15 protein-coding genes and 2 pseudogenes are annotated in these 15,537 nt (G+C 60.5%); 5 read left to right on the top strand and 12 right to left on the bottom strand.

Features of this window, described 5'->3' with window-relative positions; genetic code table 11:
- Positions 1 to 487 precede the first annotated feature (487 nt).
- From AC1Q6I_RS09740 to AC1Q6I_RS09730, 3 genes are all read right to left on the bottom strand, one after another.
- Positions 488 to 1,507 carry a transporter gene (locus tag AC1Q6I_RS09740; RefSeq protein WP_024077042.1) on the bottom strand — a complete coding sequence of 340 codons (1,020 nt, stop codon included), beginning with the start codon at positions 1,505 to 1,507 and terminating at the stop codon, positions 488 to 490.
- A gap of 251 nt (positions 1,508 to 1,758) precedes the next feature.
- Positions 1,759 to 2,067 carry a PepSY domain-containing protein gene (locus AC1Q6I_RS09735; protein WP_024077040.1) on the bottom strand — a complete coding sequence of 103 codons (309 nt, stop codon included), beginning with the start codon at positions 2,065 to 2,067 and terminating at the stop codon, positions 1,759 to 1,761.
- Positions 2,068 to 2,154: 87 nt separating this feature from the next.
- Positions 2,155 to 3,303, bottom strand: a complete 1,149-nt coding sequence (locus tag AC1Q6I_RS09730) for a glycerophosphodiester phosphodiesterase family protein (RefSeq protein WP_024077039.1) — start codon at positions 3,301 to 3,303, stop codon at positions 2,155 to 2,157.
- A gap of 232 nt (positions 3,304 to 3,535) precedes the next feature.
- Between AC1Q6I_RS09730 and AC1Q6I_RS09725 the strand changes: the two genes are divergently transcribed.
- Positions 3,536 to 3,859 (top strand): DUF2025 family protein, encoded by a 324-nt coding sequence (locus tag AC1Q6I_RS09725; protein WP_024077038.1) that lies wholly within the window; start codon positions 3,536 to 3,538, stop codon positions 3,857 to 3,859.
- Positions 3,860 to 4,166: 307 nt separating this feature from the next.
- Here the strand turns inward: AC1Q6I_RS09725 and AC1Q6I_RS09720 are convergent, their stop codons facing one another.
- Together AC1Q6I_RS09720 and AC1Q6I_RS09715 are read right to left on the bottom strand one after the other, a co-directional pair.
- Positions 4,167 to 4,490 (bottom strand): antibiotic biosynthesis monooxygenase family protein, encoded by a 324-nt coding sequence (locus AC1Q6I_RS09720; protein ID WP_102624552.1) that lies wholly within the window; start codon positions 4,488 to 4,490, stop codon positions 4,167 to 4,169.
- Positions 4,487 to 5,194 carry a CTP synthase C-terminal region-related (seleno)protein gene (locus tag AC1Q6I_RS09715; RefSeq protein WP_102624551.1) on the bottom strand — a complete coding sequence of 236 codons (708 nt, stop codon included), beginning with the start codon at positions 5,192 to 5,194 and terminating at the stop codon, positions 4,487 to 4,489. The genes AC1Q6I_RS09720 and AC1Q6I_RS09715 overlap by 4 nt, the downstream gene beginning before the upstream one ends.
- Before the next feature lie 80 nt (positions 5,195 to 5,274).
- Here AC1Q6I_RS09715 and AC1Q6I_RS09710 point away from each other — a divergent pair, with 80 nt between their 5' ends.
- On the top strand, positions 5,275 to 6,159 hold the full coding sequence (locus AC1Q6I_RS09710; protein ID WP_024077035.1) for a LysR family transcriptional regulator: 885 nt from the start codon (positions 5,275 to 5,277) through the stop codon (positions 6,157 to 6,159).
- On the opposite strand, the gene AC1Q6I_RS09705 is transcribed toward AC1Q6I_RS09710, so the two are convergent.
- From AC1Q6I_RS09705 to AC1Q6I_RS09685, 5 genes and pseudogenes are all read right to left on the bottom strand, one after another.
- The gene (locus tag AC1Q6I_RS09705) at positions 6,156 to 6,674 is read right to left on the bottom strand and encodes a DUF1003 domain-containing protein (RefSeq protein WP_024077034.1); all 519 of its coding nucleotides are present in this window, start codon (positions 6,672 to 6,674) and stop codon (positions 6,156 to 6,158) included. The genes AC1Q6I_RS09710 and AC1Q6I_RS09705 overlap by 4 nt on opposite strands.
- An 84-nt stretch (positions 6,675 to 6,758) precedes the next feature.
- A pseudogene (locus AC1Q6I_RS09700) lies at positions 6,759 to 7,193 on the bottom strand (methyl-accepting chemotaxis protein); the annotation flags it as partial.
- A gap of 165 nt (positions 7,194 to 7,358) precedes the next feature.
- A pseudogene (locus AC1Q6I_RS09695) lies at positions 7,359 to 7,988 on the bottom strand (PAS domain-containing protein); the annotation flags it as partial.
- A 352-nt stretch (positions 7,989 to 8,340) separates the two neighbouring features.
- Entirely contained in the window at positions 8,341 to 9,399 is a 1,059-nt protein-coding gene (locus AC1Q6I_RS09690) for a diguanylate cyclase (RefSeq protein WP_024077032.1), read from the bottom strand.
- 206 nt (positions 9,400 to 9,605) lie between these two features.
- On the bottom strand, positions 9,606 to 10,226 hold the full coding sequence (locus AC1Q6I_RS09685) for a TetR/AcrR family transcriptional regulator (protein ID WP_024077031.1): 621 nt from the start codon (positions 10,224 to 10,226) through the stop codon (positions 9,606 to 9,608).
- Between the two features lie 123 nt (positions 10,227 to 10,349).
- On the opposite strand from AC1Q6I_RS09685, the gene AC1Q6I_RS09680 reads away from it, so the two are divergent.
- The 3 genes from AC1Q6I_RS09680 (at position 10,350) to AC1Q6I_RS09670 (ending at position 13,922) form a co-directional block, all read left to right on the top strand.
- Entirely contained in the window at positions 10,350 to 11,408 is a 1,059-nt protein-coding gene (locus AC1Q6I_RS09680; RefSeq protein ID WP_024077030.1) for an MBL fold metallo-hydrolase, read from the top strand.
- A gap of 322 nt (positions 11,409 to 11,730) precedes the next feature.
- Positions 11,731 to 12,273 (top strand): hypothetical protein, encoded by a 543-nt coding sequence (locus tag AC1Q6I_RS09675; RefSeq protein WP_236645993.1) that lies wholly within the window; start codon positions 11,731 to 11,733, stop codon positions 12,271 to 12,273.
- Between the two features lie 200 nt (positions 12,274 to 12,473).
- Positions 12,474 to 13,922 carry an amidase family protein gene (locus AC1Q6I_RS09670; protein ID WP_102624549.1) on the top strand — a complete coding sequence of 483 codons (1,449 nt, stop codon included), beginning with the start codon at positions 12,474 to 12,476 and terminating at the stop codon, positions 13,920 to 13,922.
- Between the two features lie 175 nt (positions 13,923 to 14,097).
- Here AC1Q6I_RS09670 and AC1Q6I_RS09665 read toward each other — a convergent pair whose 3' ends face one another.
- Complete coding sequence (locus AC1Q6I_RS09665) at positions 14,098 to 14,478, bottom strand: helix-turn-helix domain-containing protein (protein ID WP_024077027.1); 381 nt, start codon at positions 14,476 to 14,478, stop codon at positions 14,098 to 14,100.
- Between the two features lie 93 nt (positions 14,479 to 14,571).
- Positions 14,572 to 15,519 (bottom strand): hypothetical protein, encoded by a 948-nt coding sequence (locus tag AC1Q6I_RS09660; RefSeq protein WP_102624548.1) that lies wholly within the window; start codon positions 15,517 to 15,519, stop codon positions 14,572 to 14,574.
- Positions 15,520 to 15,537: the final 18 nt, after the last annotated feature.

Below are 15,537 nucleotides of genomic sequence, written 5' to 3'. Positions count from 1 at the left end.
CATGTTCGTTGCAGAATGTTACAGCGATGCTGCCGCAGGTCATTGTTTAGGTAATCGGGTGTGCCGCTGGTCTATAAAACGCTGGGGAGCCAATGTGGGAAGGATGGGTACCTACGCACCTTTTCAGCCCCTGACAAATCGCCCTGTGGCGAGCGGGCTTGCCCCGCGTTGGGCTGCGAAGCAGCCCCAAAACCAGCCTCCACGGAGTGGCTGATACACCGCGTTCTTATTGACTGTGGCAGCTACGCAGCCCAACGCGGGACAAGCCCTAATGCCGTTCAGTTAAGGCTTTTTTGTAGGAGCGAGCTTGCTCGCGAAGAACTCACAGGCGCCGCGTTCACTCAGGAAACACGCGTTATCGTTGACGTTTTTCGCGAGCAAGCTCGCTCCTACAGAAGGCGATGTACGCTTAACTGAACGGCATTAGGGCAAGCCCGCTCGCCACAACAGCCCTAGATGCCGGGCGTTCAGCGTGATTGATAGCATTTCAGTTTGAAAATTTGCGGAACGCCCAGCGCCCGGCGATCAGCGTGAAGGTCGCGACCAGCGCCACCAGGATCCAGAAGCCCTCCGGGTCCTGGGAAAGCGGCACGCCGCCGACGTTCATGCCGAAAAAACCGGCAATGATATTGATCGGTAACGCCAGCACGGTCACCACGGTCAGCGTGAACAGCGTGCGGTTGCTTTGTTCGTTGAGGTTGGCGGCGATCTCTTCCTGCAACAGCTTGATCCGCTCACCCAGGGCCGTCAGGTCGTTGATGATCAGCGCGAACTCCTCGGTGGACTTGCGCAGCTCCTTCACGTCTTCCTTTTGCAGCCACTGCGGTGGGCGGTTGAGCAGGCGCAATAACGAGCCGGGCTCCAGCGCCAGCAAGCGTTGCAGGCGCACCAGCACCCGGCGTGCGGCCCCCAGTTCGGCGCGGTTGGTGGACAGGCGCGAGGACAGTAGCTGATCTTCGATATGGTCGACGCTGATGCTGGTCTTGCGCACGATCTGCGTCAGCACTTCGCCCTGGTCGCGCAGCAGGTGTACCAGCAGCTCCGAGGGCGAGCGAAAGCGTTCGCCGGCCTTCACCGAAGAACGCAGTTTATCCACCGAGTGCAGGGGTTGCAGACGTGCGCTGATCAACAGCCGGCTGCGGGCGCACACCCACAGTGTGGAAATATCCGACGAGACCATGCTGCTGAAGTTGAACACCACGTCGTTGACCACCGCCAGCAAGGCCGAGTCGACGTGCTCGATACGGGTGGAGCGCGAGCCTTCGTGCAAGGCTTCGAAGAACTCTTCCGGTAAATCCAGATGCGCCTGCATCCAGCGCTCGCACGCGGCGTGGGCCAGGTTCAGGTGCAGCCAGAGGAATTCTTCCGGGTCGCCCGGTTGCTGTAATGCTTGCAAGGCCGTGGCTGAATCAATCTGCTCACCCTTTTCACCGGGGCGAAAACGAAAACCGTAAAGCAAGCCAAACAGATCAGGATCCTGGTGGCTGTGGTCGATGCTGTGGTTCATGGCGGCTCGCAAAGAAAGCGCCTGTAGGACGTTTCACAGGTTCGCGTGGGCGAATCATTGCAAGGATATTTGACAGTTTTGTGACCGTTTGAAGGGGGCGAGCATAATTAAGACACTTTTTTGACCGTCGCGCTGAGCGGTTCCGGGCCGTCATGGTTGCCGCGATGAAGGGCAGTGACCAGCAGGTAGATGGATGAACGCCCATAAAAAAACCGCGCCACCCAAAGGTGGCGCGGTTTTCAAGGGTTGACTCAAGTGTCGAGTTTGTCTTCCAACACGGCGCCGGTCTTGGCGTCGAGTTTCACTTCGAACTTCTTGCCGGCGGTGTCGGTCAGGTCGACTTCGTAGACCAGTACACCGCTTTTGTTGTGGTCCAGCTCGGTGTCGGTGATGCTGGCACCTGCGTGCTTGGCCAGCGCGGCGGCATTGAGTTGCTCGAAAGGCTTCACGGCACCGGACTTGAGCAGACCTTCAATGTGATCCGGGCGAACATCCGCCTGGGCCAGGCCGGCGGTCAGGGTCAGGGCAGTGGCGGCGAACAGGGCAGTCAGGGTTTTCATCGTGTGTGTCCTTCTTCGTTGAGCTGTTTAAGTGGCGCCAGATTAACCAGCGCAACTTAACTCATCCTTAATGGCAAACTGACTCACTCAGTACTTATAGTCGTTCAGCAGGTCCTGCACGCTGGACGACGGCCAGCGCTTGTAGAACTTCAGCAGTTCGGCTGCGCGGTTGGTGAAGATGCCATCGACACCGGCTTTCATCACTTTCTCGAAGTCCACGGGCTCATCCACGGTGTAGACGTGCACCAGCAGGCCCTTGTCGTGGGTCAGCTTGTTCATTTCAGGCTTGACCAGGTCGGTGTAACTCTGGTCGCCGTGGGCCGTCAGTTCGGCCGAAGGGCCCGTGCCGATGGCGCCCAGGCTCTTGGCTTCGTCGACCCACTTTTCGAACTCGGCAAAGTCTTTCGGCTCTTGCTTGGCGTAGTAGGCCGCCTTGGTCGGTTCGCCGGATTCGGCGAAGGTGACTTTGGACTTAGGCTCGATGCTGCCTTCACCCACCCACAACAGCAGGATCTTCGGGGTGTTCGGCATTTCTTTCTGCAGCTCTTTGAGGCTGGCGGTCTCGAACGTTTGCAACACCACGCGGCCCTTGCCTTGGCCGACGCCGGTGTTGCTCTTGCCCAGCTTGGAGCCGGCGGAGCTCAGCCAGCCTTTGTCCAGCAGCTTGTTCTTCAGGTCGGCTTCGATACCGGGGAATTGCTTGGGCTCCTTGGTCTCGATGTACAGGCCGGGTTTGTGCTGCGGGTTGCCTTCGGCGATCTTGATGATGTCGTCCAGGCTCTGGATTTTCAGGCCGACGAAGCCGGGACGGGCGCGATCCGGGTAGGCGGCATTGAACCAGCTGCCGGCGTCGAGGGTTTGCAGTTCTTTCCAGGTGAACTCGTTGGCCGGGGCGTCCTTGCGCTCGGGAAACTTGGTGGCCACGTCGGTGGTGCGTTGCAGGTTGTTGTCGTGCAAGGCGAACAGCACGCCGTCCTTGCTGCGCTGCAGGTCCATTTCCAGGTAGTCGGCGCCCAGGTCTCGCGCCACCTTGTAGGCCGCCGCGGTGGATTCAGGGGCGTCGTAGGAGGCGCCACGGTGGGCGATCACGGCGGGGTGGGGAATGCCTTCGTTAGTTGCCAATTCAGCCGGGCTGATCGGGTCGGCAGCCTGTACAGGGGCCATGCCGAGCATCAGGGCGAGCAGCACGCCCCCTAGGGTGGCGGGCGCCGGGCCGTTGGTAAACGTGACAGGCATATGCGAAATCCTTTCGTGGAGGTAGCTTTGAGAAGGCCTCCTTTTTAACAATTGATTGCGAACGGCGCTATCACCAAACCGACATTAACGTGCGCACGCGCCAATTTTCTCGGTTTTTTTGCGATACATTGCAGTACTCTTGCTGCGAACTGCCCCGTTAGAGGGCAGTCCTTTCTGCCACGCGTGTAAACCATCTTTCCAGTCCCTGTGGGACTTTTCAGTGAGGTTTACCATGCGCATCACCTCCGAGCTTATCTGCCAGGCTGCCGATCAACTCCGCGGATTTGTCGGCCTGAACCGCAAGACCGGCCAATACATCGTACGTTTCAGCGAAGACTCCTTCGGCATGGACGTGGCCGATGACGGCATCATTCCTACCGCGGAATTCGTCTGGTTGCCGGCCCCTGAGCAGACCATGACGCTGTCGCGCGAACGTATCCAGTTGCTGTTGGACCAGAATATCGACGACCGCATCAACATCAGCGAACCGCTGCGTGTGTATATGCGGCGCGTGGAGATTCCGCAGATCAGCGCATTACGCAGCCTGGTGAGCTAGACGGCATAAGCGGTAAGCGAGCTTTTCGTGGCAGCGGGCTTGTTGTGGTGGGCAGGCTTTCTCTGGTGAGCGGGCTTGTTGTGGCGAGCGGGCTTGCCCCGCGTTGGGCTGCACAGCAGCCCCAAAACACAGCCCCGGAGCTGCCTGGCACACTGCAGCGTTCTTAATTGGGGCTGCTGCGCAGCCCAACGCGGGGCAAGCCCGCTCGCCACAACAAGCCCGCTCGCCACAGTAGGCCCTCCACACCACAAAAGGCCCCGATTGCCACAACAAGCCCGCCCCCACAGAGAACCAGGCGATACGAAGGTTACTGGCCCTGGAATGCGTAGGCCCGTTCCACCTTGCACACCCTTGTCTGAAACGCCGAATACCAAGTGGCGCGTCCTTGTTCACGCACTGCCCGGTGCTCGGCCTGCTGCTTCCAGGCGAGGATGTCGGCCTCGCTGCGCCAGTACGACACGGTGATCCCCAGGCCATCCTCCCGGGCCGATTCCACCCCGAGAAAACCCGGTTGCTCGCGCGCCAGTTCCAGCATGCGGGCGGCGGCTTCGCCGTAACCGTGATCACCATCGGTGCGCAGTGAGCTGAAAATCACGGCGTAATAAGGTGGGGCGGGGGTGTTGGCGATCATGCCGAGACCTCCTGGCAAGCCTTCAGCAACGCAATCGCCAAGGGCGGCGTGATGCCCTTGAGCGCCGCGCGTTCCGGCTGGAACAGGGTGGCGACGAAGAACGCATGATCCAGCAACTCGACCGCGCGCAGGTCGCCCGCCGAATCATGCCCGCTGGCAATCAAGTTGCCTTCCAGCAGCGCGTCGGCGAACTCGGGGTTGATGCCGTAGCGGCAGCGATAGCCTTCCTCGATATCGAGGCTGTCGTAGGCTTGGGCGATGCGCGTGTAGGGCGCCAGGCGCACCGTGTCAGAGGCCTCGACCAGAGCGCAACTCAGTGGCGTGATCACTGCGCGCCGGGCCTTCGGCGCCAGTTCACCGTGTTCGGCGTCGGCCCAGCCCAGCACGTTGCGGGCGTATTCCAGCACTGCGTGTTGAAAACCGCCGCAGGTACCGAGGAACGGCCGACGTTGCTCGCGGGCAAACCGGATCGCCCGTAGCGCACCGTCGGTGTCGCGGTAGGGGCTGGCAGGCACGCACCAGAAACCATCGAAACCCTGCAACGGTTGATGGGGGCCAAGGGTGTCCGTCTCCAGCCATTGCACGTGAACCTTCAGGCCCAATGTGTCGGCGGCTTGTTGCAAGGCGAGGGGAATCGCCTGGTGGGCGATAACGTCGGGGTTGTAATCGCCGATCAGGGCGAGGTGCAGGGCGGTGGTTTTCATCGGGTGCATCCCATGGCTTGTGGTGTCCTGAGGCGCACTATAGATTGGCGCTCACGCAATCAATATTGGCATTTCCCCATATGCTCAATGCAGCCACGCACTATCGACTCGACTACAACGACCTGTCGCTGATCCTTGCCTTGGTGCGCGGCGCCACGCTGGCGCGCGCGGCGGCGTTGCTGCGGGTGGATGTGTCGACGGTGTTCCGCGCAGTACGGCGCCTGGAGGCCGCGCTGGGCCAGACCTTGTTCGAGAAAAGCCGTGCCGGCTACTTGCCCACCAGCCTCGCCAGCCACCTGGCGCAGCAGGCCGAGCGCGCCGAACAGGCCCTGGAAGCGGCGCGGATTGGCGTGGAGCAGGGTGGCGAGGTGATCAGCGGCACGGTGCGCCTGACCTGCACCGACTCAGTGCTGCAAGGCCTGTTGCTGCCGGCACTGGCGCAGTTCATGCCGGACTACCCGGCACTGACCCTGGAACTGAGCACCTCGAACGATTTCGCCAACCTCAGCCGCCGCGATGCCGACATCGCCCTGCGCTTGACCAAGACCCCGCCCGAACACCTGGTAGGACGCTGCCTTGGCAGCGTGACGTATCGGGTGTGTGCCAGCGCCGATTTTGCACGACGACATGCAGGACGTGACCTGGCCGACCTGGCCTGGATCGCACCGGATGACTTTTTGCCCGATCACCCCACCGTCGCCTGGCGCCGCGCGCACTTGCCAGGCGTGCGCCCCAGTTATCGCTGTAACAGCATGTTGTCGGTCACCGAGCTGGTGCGGGCGGGGTTGGGCGTGGCGGCGCTGCCGGACTTTCTGCTGGGTGGCGACCTGCAACCGCTGGGCCCTGTGCTGGCAGGGCACGACACGGCGCTATGGCTGCTCACGCGTCCCGATTGCCGGGCGTTGCGTTCGGTGGTGACGCTGTTTGATGAGCTGGGGAAGCACCTGCGGTTGCCGGGGCGCTAGGTTTTCCGCACAAAGTGCTCATGCATTTCGCAGGTCAGGGTCTCGATACGCTCGGTCAGTTGCTTGGTCATTTCCGTCAGGCGGGTGTTCTGCTCCAGCAGTTCCAGCAGTTGCTTGGTGGTCCGCGCGGCCTCGGCCTGGCGCTCGGCGTTGGCCACGGCCAGCGCTTCCCGGTGCTGCGCGTCGGCGTCGGACTGGGCTTTATCGCGGGCGGCCTGGCGTGTCTGGGCCAGCAGGATGAGCGGCGCGGCATAGGCCGATTGCAGGCTGAACGCCAGGTTGAGCAGGATGAACGGGTATACGTCAAAGTGCGTGATGCCGCTGACGTTGAGCGCCACCCACAAGATCACGATCGCGGTTTGCGCGCCGAGGAAGGTCGGCGTGCCAAAGAAGCGCGCGAAGGCTTCGGCCTTCAGCGCAAAGGTGTCGTTGCCGAAGGTCGGCGCCAGGTGATCGTGGCGCCGGTGGAAACGTCGATGGTCGACGGGGGTGGTTTCAGGCTTATCTGGCGTCATGGTGGGCTCGGGTCATCAACGGTAAGACGGGCGTTCACTATAGTCCTGGCGACCTGTCTGACGTATGAATAACCCAGAGCCGATTCAGTGGGCGCTGCGTTCGTTGGCAAAAGCGCTCACTGCCTGTACCGCCTCACTGGTGCCTTCGCGAATTTGCAGGATCACCGTGCCGGCGCGGTTGGCCAACTCCACAGCCTGGGCGGCGCGGTCACGTGTGCCGTCCATGCTGTCGATAGCCTGGCGGGTCTCGTCCTGGATCATCGCGATCATGCTGGAGATCTCGGTCGTCGAGCCGCTGGTGCGCGCCGCCAATTGCCGTACTTCGTCGGCCACCACCGCGAAGCCACGGCCTTGTTCACCCGCCCGCGCCGCTTCGATTGCCGCATTGAGCGCCAGCAGGTTGGTCTGGTCAGCGATGCCTCGGATGGTGTTGACGATGGCGGTGATCTGCTGCGAACGCTGGCCCAGCTTGGCGATCAGTTGCGACGAGCCGTCGATGTCGGCGGCAATCTCACGCATGCCAGTGGCGGATTGCTGGATCACTTCGGCGCCTTTTTCCGCGATGTCCCGGGTGTTCAGGGAGATGTGGTACGCCTGGGCTGCACTGGCGGCGTCGGCGGCGTGCTGTTGCACCATGGCGGTGACGTCGGAGGCGAACTTCACCACTTTGTACAGGCGCCCACTGGCGTCATGTACCGGGTTGTAGTTGGCTTCCAGCCAGACGGTCTGGCCGTTTTTATCGACGCGCTCAAACTGGCCGCTGAACAACTGGCCCTGGTTCAGGCGCTGCCAGAATTCACTGTAGGCCGAACTGTTGACCAACTCCGGTTTGCAGAACAGGCGGTGATGCTTGCCCTGGATCTGCGCCAGGCTGTAACCCATGCGCTGCAGGAAATTGTCGTTGGCGGTGATGATAGTGCCGTCGAGGTTGAACTCGATCACTGCCATGGAGCGGTCGATAGCGCCCAGTTTGGCATCCGCTTCGCTCTCGGCCTGCAGGCGCGGGGTGACATCCATCGCGTACTTCACCACCTTGATCACTTTGCCGGCGTCGTCGCGTACCGGGTTGTAGCTGGCTTCCAACCACACCGACTGGCCGGCGTTGCCCACCCGTTCAAAGGTGCCGGATTGGAATCGACCGTTGCGCAAGTCCGACCACAACTGGTTGTACTCGGCGCTGCGGACGTATGCCGGGGTGCAGAACAGGCGGTGGGGTTGGCCCTCGATCTGCTCGGCGCGATAGCCCAAGGTCTTGAGGAAGTTCTCGTTGGCTCGCAACACGGTGCCTTGCAGGTCGAATTCGATCACTGCCATGGAGCGCTCGATGGCGTTCAGCAGGCTGGCCTGTTGCGCGACGGTATGTTGCAGGAGGTCGATGGTTTTTTTATGCGCGTTGAATAGCATGTTCGGGTGCTCGGGTAAGCAAGCGTCTTGGGGTATCCATGAATATGCGCCTGCCTCCGTAGGGCGCTTCGCCTCACGGTTGACGTGCTCATTGTCAGCTTCCTTGTGCCGACAGCGGGGTGGAACAACCGGTTCAGAGTGATCAGCCTGACCAGAAGTTCGACCCAGTTCAGGACCTTTTTTGGGTTAGCGGACGGGTGGAGGCATTGTGCTATCTATTCGGGGGTGTCGCAGCAGTCAGACGGGCTGCCGCATCAGGTCTTCAGGCGGAATGGGCGATCAAGTAATTGCTGACATTGACGCGATTGCGCCCGGTATCTTTGGCTGTGTACAGCGCTCGGTCCGCCGCATTCAGCCACATGGCGGCATCGGTGAAGAGCGGCTGGAAGTCCGCCAGGCCGATGCTCAGGCTGACGCGCAATTCGGGGATCAGCGGGTTCTGATAACGGCTGAAGGTTTCGCGCATGTGTTCCATGACCTTCGCGGCTTCGTTCAACGACATCTGTGGAAGAATCACACAGAACTCATCGCCACCGTAACGGCCGGCCAGGTCGTTTTCGCGCAGGTGGCGCCGCAGCTCCAGGCCCAATTGCCGCAACACGGCGTCGCCGATGATATGCCCGTGGGTGTCGTTGATCTGCTTGAAGTGATCGATATCAATCAGGGCGATGGTGGCGTGGCTTTGCTGCAACTGGCACTTATGGAACTTGAGGTGCAGCAGGTCTTTCCATGAACCGTGGTTGAGCAGGCCGGTCAGGCTGTCGGTGCGGCTCAAGGCACTGAGGGCACGTTTGTGTTCCGCCAGTTTGATCGCCAGTTGATAACAGACCATGCCGATGGCCATGGGATAGAGGGTCAGCATCGGCAGGCAGGTGTAGACCTGCAGCAGGCTGACATCGGGGTTGAACCGGATGCCGAACAGCGCCCAGGCCACACACGCCCCCGCCACTTGTGCCAGCAGGCCGCGCAGGAACAGGCGTAGGCCTCCGGCCGCGACGTTGTTCATGGTCATCATCGACAGGATGGTCACGGCTGTCAGTGGCGTGAACTGTGTGGCCGCGGCCCAGAAGCCGCCCGATAGGGAGTCATACAGCAGGTTGCGCTGTTCGGCCTGGTAGGGGAATTGGGAGCGGGTCGACAGCTGATATGCCACATGGGCCCAGGCAAACCCATTGAACAGCAGGAACGCCCATACCCAGCCCGGCATCGTGAGTGGATACAGCGCGCCGATGACGCTGATGCAACCGATGCCCAGGCCGATGATCCTTGGCTTGTAGATTCGCTTGGCAAATGAAAGCCCCTTGCCTCGTCTGTTTTCCATAAATTCCTGGTTCAGCTGTTTTTCACTGACACGGCTACGCACGTTTGCCCGATTAACCGTTGATCGGATAAGTCCGGTGAATATTGTCAGTTATTCCTGTGGGAATAATCAGTGTCCTTCCAAGCCATTTGTGGAGAGACCGTGCAGGAATCGTCGAAAAACGACCAGGGATGTCGCTTATGCAACAGTGGGGAGGGGCCAGTGCTTCAGCGCTGTGCAGTGATTTCGTAACCGGCCAGGAAAAGATCGATGGCCGACTCGATGACCCTGGCCTGGCTGGCTGCATCAAGGGTGGGTTGGCCCAGCGTGATCTGTGGCCAGAACGCGAAAGCCTTGAGCAGGCTCTGGATCTGGTGGGCGGCGAAGGCCGGGTCGCTGCAACTGAGTCGGCCGTCTTGCTGGGCGGCGCGCACCCACTGGGTAAAGCCTTCTTCGCGTTTGCTCAGGCGGTTGACCATGTCCTGGGCGCGTTCCGGTGAATGGATGGTGGCGGCGATGGCAACCCGGGCCAGGTCGAGAAAATTGGCGTCCGACATCATCTTCATCTTGGCTTCGAGCAACTCGCGCAATTGTTCGCGCAACGGACGGTCGCTGGCGTAGCTGACGTCGAGCTGGGCGACGCTGCTGGCCCAGAGTTGGTGGAGAATTTCGGCGAACAACTCTTCCTTGCTGGGGAAATGGTTGTATACGGTGCGTTTGGAGACGCCGGCGGTGGCGGCGATCTTGTCCATGCTGGTGACCTCGAACCCGTTGACCCGAAACTCGGCGATGGCGGCGGCCACGATGGCTTCGCGTTTGCGGTCGGTGAGGCGCTGGGGGGCAGTCATGGGCAGTGATCGGCTCTAGGAGGAAAATTACACTCGGTAGTTTACTTGCTCCGGGTTTTGTTGCAATCTTGAAACTACACTGTGCAGTGTAACTTATGAGCGGTCTGTAGGAGTCACTCTGGAATGGCCACGATCTCAACCCGTCTCGACCCCGCGCCCGTCGCCCGCAAGCCTGCCGAACAGGCTCCGGGAAGCTTCAGCAACGGCGCTCCCGTGCAGCACGCCGGCTTTGCCAAAACCTTGGGTATTTTCTGGAAGATGCTCTTTCACAAGCCGCGCACCACGCGGCCAGTAGGGCAGATCCCGGTGCAACCGCTGACCCGCGAGCAACTGTCGGCCGCCCCCGACCACAGCGTATTTCGCCTGGGGCATTCCACGGTACTGCTGAAAATGCGCGGCAAGTTCTGGCTGACCGACCCGGTGTTCGCTGAGCGCGCGTCACCCTTCAGTTGGGCTGGTCCCAAGCGTTTCCATCAGCCCCCTATCACTCTTGAAGAACTGCCTGATTTGGAAGCGGTCATTCTTTCCCACAACCATTACGACCACCTGGACCGTAAGGCTGTCATCCAGTTGGCCGACAAGACCGCTGCCTTCCTGGCGCCGCTGGGCGTAGGCGATATCCTCGTCAAATGGGGCGTGGACGCGCGTAAAGTGCGGCAGCTCGATTGGTGGGAGGGCACAGAGGTCGGCGGCATTCATTTGGTCGCCACGCCTGCACAGCATTTTTCCGGGCGGGGCCTGTTTGATAGTAACCAGACGCTGTGGTGCTCTTGGGTGATGATCGACGGCGCGCGTCGGATCTTTTTCAGTGGCGACACCGGCTATTTCGACGGCTTCAAGCGCATCGGCGAACATTACGGCCCGTTCGACCTGACCCTGATGGAAACCGGTGCTTACAACGTCGACTGGCCCCATGTGCACATGCAACCCGAGCAAACCTTGCAGGCGCACATTGACCTCAAGGGCCGTTGGTTATTGCCGATTCACAACGGCACCTTCGACCTGGCGTTCCATGCCTGGCACGAACCCTTCGACCGCATCATGGCGCTGGCATGGGAGCGCAATGTGTCGATTACCACGCCGCCGATGGGCCAGGCGTTCAGTTTGAGCATGCCTGAACGCGGTCATGCGTGGTGGCTGGATGTCGAGACGCAAGCGGTTGAGGAACACGCCGTGGGCTGAACGTCGGCGCACTTGGAAAAAGGAATTTTCAGGGTGTTTCGAGGTTGCGACAAGCGCCGGACGACGGTGCGATGATCCCTGGGAATTTCATTTCTCGGGGCAGGTTCTGATGGAAGACAAGTGTAGGAAGTACTGGCGCCCATGCGTGCCATGCCCAACGGGGCAAGCGTTACCCTCGGGCGCGACCTGCCCGCCCTCCGTTCCTCCCACTGATGCACCGAGCGGCAGCGCGGGCGGCATCACGTTCGGTGCCGCTGCTCACACACCTGAGCCAGCGGGAACCGGCGTCCCCACTCCCCGGTTTGACGTGCCGGGCCCGCTGATGAAAACCGTACGCGACCCGGCGTTATCGCTCAGTGCGTTAAGTGGCGTCGACCCATCGGGGCCGGTGATGGTGGAAGTCCCCCTGGTACTGAACAACAGTGCTTTTACCCCGGCACCGGCATTGACCGGGTGGCGCATAGGGTATGCCGGGCGCTATGTACGGGGTGATGCATACGAACCCGCTGAACACAGCGCCTCCTTCGCTCGCGCCTTGGATAAGTTGCGCCAGGCGGGGGCGCAACTGGTGGCGCTGGACGCGGAGCAGGTGGACGACAGCCTTCAATTCAGCATGCACAACGAAATCGATCGACACGTGACGGAGAATCGCCTTGATGCCCTGGTGTCCGAGGGGCGAAGTGCCGCGTTTCATGCCGCGTGCAGAAGTGGCTACCCGGGGCTTTTCGAGCCGCTGGAAGAAGGCAACAGGCTTTGGTTTTATAGCGCCCACTGGATGCGTGATCACGTGAGGGCGTTGGCACAGAGCTACCGCCTGCTGTTACAGGAACCCGCCACCTTACAGCCCACACCTTGGGTGGAGTAATCGGACGAGACTGCAAGATTTACCCTGGGGGAGGAAAGCACCGCCCTTTTTAGACTGGTACCGGGTTATCAATCGATAGCTCGCACGTTCCGTCCAATCGAGGGGAATTTATGTTCATACCTTCTTCGTCCGGGGGATGGGCTGCCGACCTTTACCGGGCATTTACACAGCCTGGGCAGGGATACAAGAGCGCCCATGAAATGTCAGCGGATATGGCCAAGCACTCAGGGGTCACTTCAGAGTCGTTGGTGAAGGATTCGTTGAAGCAGATCGCCAATATTGACCAGGGGCTCCAGGGGGGAAACGCGTTTTTAGAAATCAACCGCAACGCCAGGAATGAGGCGAAGGCGCTCGATCAGGAGCGTGCCAACGGCCAGGTGCGCAGTTATCTGCATGGCGTCCCCGTGGCACTCAAAGATGTGTTTGAAACCCAAGGCAATATGCAGACGAGTGCTGGCTCAAAGGCCCTGGTGGGCGCGCCGGCGACTAAAAATGCCAAGGTCGTGGACCAGCTGCTGAAAGCAGGCATGGTCATTGTGGGTAAAACCAACATGAGCGAATTGTCCAACTTCCGCTCCGAAGCGCCGGCAGATGGGTGGAGCTCCCGAGGTGGACAGACGCTCAACCCTCATCGGCTTGGTGGCCCGGTGGCAGGGTCGAGTTCTGGCTCGGCTGTGGCTGTGGCCCAAGGGCATGTTCCGCTGGCATTGGGGCTTGAAACCAATGGTTCGGTTATTGCTCCGGCCGCCTATAACGGTGTTTTCGGCATGAAAACCACTGCCGGCCTGGTCAGCACGGAGGGCGTCATGACCAGTACGCGCCTGGATTCGGTGGGCACTTTTACACGTAATGTGCGTGACGCGGCGGAGGCACTCAACGCCATGACTGAGACCACCGTGTACACCGAGGGGCTCACGCCAGATGCCTTGAAAGGCAAGCGCATTGGCTACACAGCATTGCCTGAGCTGACGCCGGAGGAGGCCAAGGACCCCGCGAAGCGCGCGGATAGAAAACACTTCGAGGACGCGATTGAACGGCTCAAGTCCGAGGGCGCTACCCTGGTGCCAGTGGGGCCAATGGACGAAGGCATATCTGATGACAACTACCGGGACTACAACGAAGCGTTGTTTACCGACGTTAAAAAACAGCTCGAGGACTATTTGGCGGGAAGGCAAGGCCTGCCGGTCAAATCACTATCGGAGCTGATCGCATTCAATAAACGCAACGGGCTGCCGGGCGAGCCGGACCAGAACCTTCTGGAACTCATCAACACCCTGGAGGTGCCGCAGGAGGAGCTCGACAGCCTGTGGGAGGCCATTACTCCGATTTTCCAGCAAGCGATTGATAACCCGTTGAAGGCACACAAGCTCGACGCCATCGTGTCGAATTTCCTGTCCCATAACTATTACTTCACTGCTGCCGCGGGCTACCCAGGCATTTCAGTCCCTAGCGGCATGGATGATGAAGGCATGCCTACGGCGCTGTATTTCTATGGTTCGGGCAACAGCGAGGCCACCTTACTGTCCGTTGCCCATGGCTATGAGCAGGTGTCGCAGGCGATCAGGGAGCCGGCTTTCACCCCCGGTACGCCTTTCTCTCCCGCACCGCCGATGACCGATGGCGGGGTTGAGATGACCGCCAACCACTGAACCTGACCCCCGCGTGATACAGGATGCATTGGGCGCTGCAATTGCAGGCCCGGTGCATTCAGCGTTCACGGTCGCCCGGCCACGGGATGAGCGTATCGGCCTGCTGCAAGAGCAAACCGCCGGCCTCTAAATCGCTGTGTGACTGGGGCGACTCCATGGCTGACCCGCCTGGACTCTACGCACCATTCGGTTGAGGTGTTGGTGGCTCGATTGCTGCCGCAGTTGAGCCCATCAGCCGCGACATAATGCCTTTAGAGGCCGGCTCGGCGGGTGCGGTTTCAAACCTGCGCGCCCTCATCCCCCATCCCGGCGCAAACCCAGGGAAAAACACCAGCCCCTCCGCCTCCAGGCGAAACGCCAGGGTCAGGCGGGTTTCATCGTCCACGTCGCCGTTGTTCTCGAATTGTTGAATCGCCGCCACCGACACGCCGGCCTGACGGGACAGGTCTTCGCGGCTCCAACCCAGCATCACGCGGGCCTGGACGCTGTGCTTGGCGGTGAATTGATGCAGGACGATCTGCTGTTCTACGAAAGAGCTCATTGCCAGAGAGGACATGGGTTGTCTCCAGGGTTCGACGGGGAAGGCAAACTATACTGTGTTTTTGTACAGTTGTTTCGACCGCTCATCAACTGGATTCTTAACCACCTGCTATTCCAGCATCGGCACTTCCCGAATAATCAGGTGGTCCAGGTTCTCGATATTGGCGCTGAATACCCCGAACGTCTGTTCCGGGTTTTTCTTGCTCGGCACTTGCTTGAGCGCCGGCGTCACCCCGTAGAAGAAGCAATACAGCGGCCGTTCGCTGCTGGCCGCGGCCTTGATCTGCTCCAAGAACGCCTTGCGCTTGCGGTAGTTCTCGATGAGTTTCTTGCTCAGGTAGACGTTGACCGAATAGGGCTTCTTGTCGAGCCAGACCTTTTTTTCAAAGTCGATGCGAAAACTGCTGGTGTAGTCCTTGATCGCTTTGATCTTGCCCCAGTAGATCAGGCCGTGGTTGTCCTGCAGGTACTCGATTTTCTTGAAAAACGCCCAGTAGGTCGCGCTGTGCTCGCCGATCTTCAGCGGCATCGCCTTGAGCTTATCCTTGTGGTCGATATTCGACACATAGCATTCCACCGGGTGGGCGAACACGCTGGTTTTATCCGGGGTGCTGTCGCTGGCGCTGACGGTTGCGGGGGGGCGGCCTGAAGGTGTTTGCGCGGGTGCTTGCGGGGCTTGCCCCTCGGCGTCGACGACCGGAGTGATGCGCGCGTAGGTACGCCGGGTCAGGACAAATTCCGATGGGAAGTTGTCCTCGCGCGCGTCGTCGCTTTCGCCTGCCGCCGGCTTGTGGCTGCTGGCATAGCGGCAACCCTCGATATGCTCGGTGCTGGGCGTGTTCTTGAAATGCGGGGTGCGCTGGTAGTTGACGTTCTTGGCGTTATACGTGCCCAGCACGTTGCCCGTTTCAAAGGCTGCGCGGCAGGCGTCGTTGGGGCAGAAGAAACGGTCCTTGTCGGAGTCGTACGCGGCGGTTTCGTCGAAATTCAGCTCTCGTACGTCGTAGATCGATAGCTTGTCGTCGAGACTCACGCTGTAGGCCGTGTCGAATTTCATGAGGCTCGGGTCCGTGAG

The sequence above is a fragment of the Pseudomonas sp. MPR-R2A5 genome (genome assembly GCF_058793055.1).
The sequence above is the reverse complement of the archived record's forward strand: the minus strand, read 5'-3'. Positions and strand labels throughout refer to the sequence as shown.

Excerpts from the sequence above, each read along its gene's own strand:
- AC1Q6I_RS09705 (WP_024077034.1), bottom strand. The coding sequence starts at position 6,674 with ATGACGCCAGATAAGCCTGAAACCACCCCCGTCGACCATCGACGTTTC.
- AC1Q6I_RS09680 (WP_024077030.1), top strand. The coding sequence starts at position 10,350 with ATGGCCACGATCTCAACCCGTCTCGACCCCGCGCCCGTCGCCCGCAAG.
- AC1Q6I_RS09690 (WP_024077032.1), bottom strand. The coding sequence starts at position 9,399 with ATGGAAAACAGACGAGGCAAGGGGCTTTCATTTGCCAAGCGAATCTAC.
- AC1Q6I_RS09665 (WP_024077027.1), bottom strand. The coding sequence starts at position 14,478 with ATGTCCTCTCTGGCAATGAGCTCTTTCGTAGAACAGCAGATCGTCCTG.
- AC1Q6I_RS09720 (WP_102624552.1), bottom strand. The coding sequence starts at position 4,490 with ATGATCGCCAACACCCCCGCCCCACCTTATTACGCCGTGATTTTCAGC.
- AC1Q6I_RS09675 (WP_236645993.1), top strand. The coding sequence starts at position 11,731 with ATGAAAACCGTACGCGACCCGGCGTTATCGCTCAGTGCGTTAAGTGGC.
- AC1Q6I_RS09715 (WP_102624551.1), bottom strand. The coding sequence starts at position 5,194 with ATGAAAACCACCGCCCTGCACCTCGCCCTGATCGGCGATTACAACCCC.
- AC1Q6I_RS09725 (WP_024077038.1), top strand. The coding sequence starts at position 3,536 with ATGCGCATCACCTCCGAGCTTATCTGCCAGGCTGCCGATCAACTCCGC.
- AC1Q6I_RS09685 (WP_024077031.1), bottom strand. The coding sequence starts at position 10,226 with ATGACTGCCCCCCAGCGCCTCACCGACCGCAAACGCGAAGCCATCGTG.
- AC1Q6I_RS09710 (WP_024077035.1), top strand. The coding sequence starts at position 5,275 with ATGCTCAATGCAGCCACGCACTATCGACTCGACTACAACGACCTGTCG.
- AC1Q6I_RS09660 (WP_102624548.1), bottom strand. The coding sequence starts at position 15,519 with ATGAAATTCGACACGGCCTACAGCGTGAGTCTCGACGACAAGCTATCG.
- AC1Q6I_RS09740 (WP_024077042.1), bottom strand. The coding sequence starts at position 1,507 with ATGAACCACAGCATCGACCACAGCCACCAGGATCCTGATCTGTTTGGC.
- AC1Q6I_RS09735 (WP_024077040.1), bottom strand. The coding sequence starts at position 2,067 with ATGAAAACCCTGACTGCCCTGTTCGCCGCCACTGCCCTGACCCTGACC.
- AC1Q6I_RS09670 (WP_102624549.1), top strand. The coding sequence starts at position 12,474 with ATGTCAGCGGATATGGCCAAGCACTCAGGGGTCACTTCAGAGTCGTTG.
- AC1Q6I_RS09730 (WP_024077039.1), bottom strand. The coding sequence starts at position 3,303 with ATGCCTGTCACGTTTACCAACGGCCCGGCGCCCGCCACCCTAGGGGGC.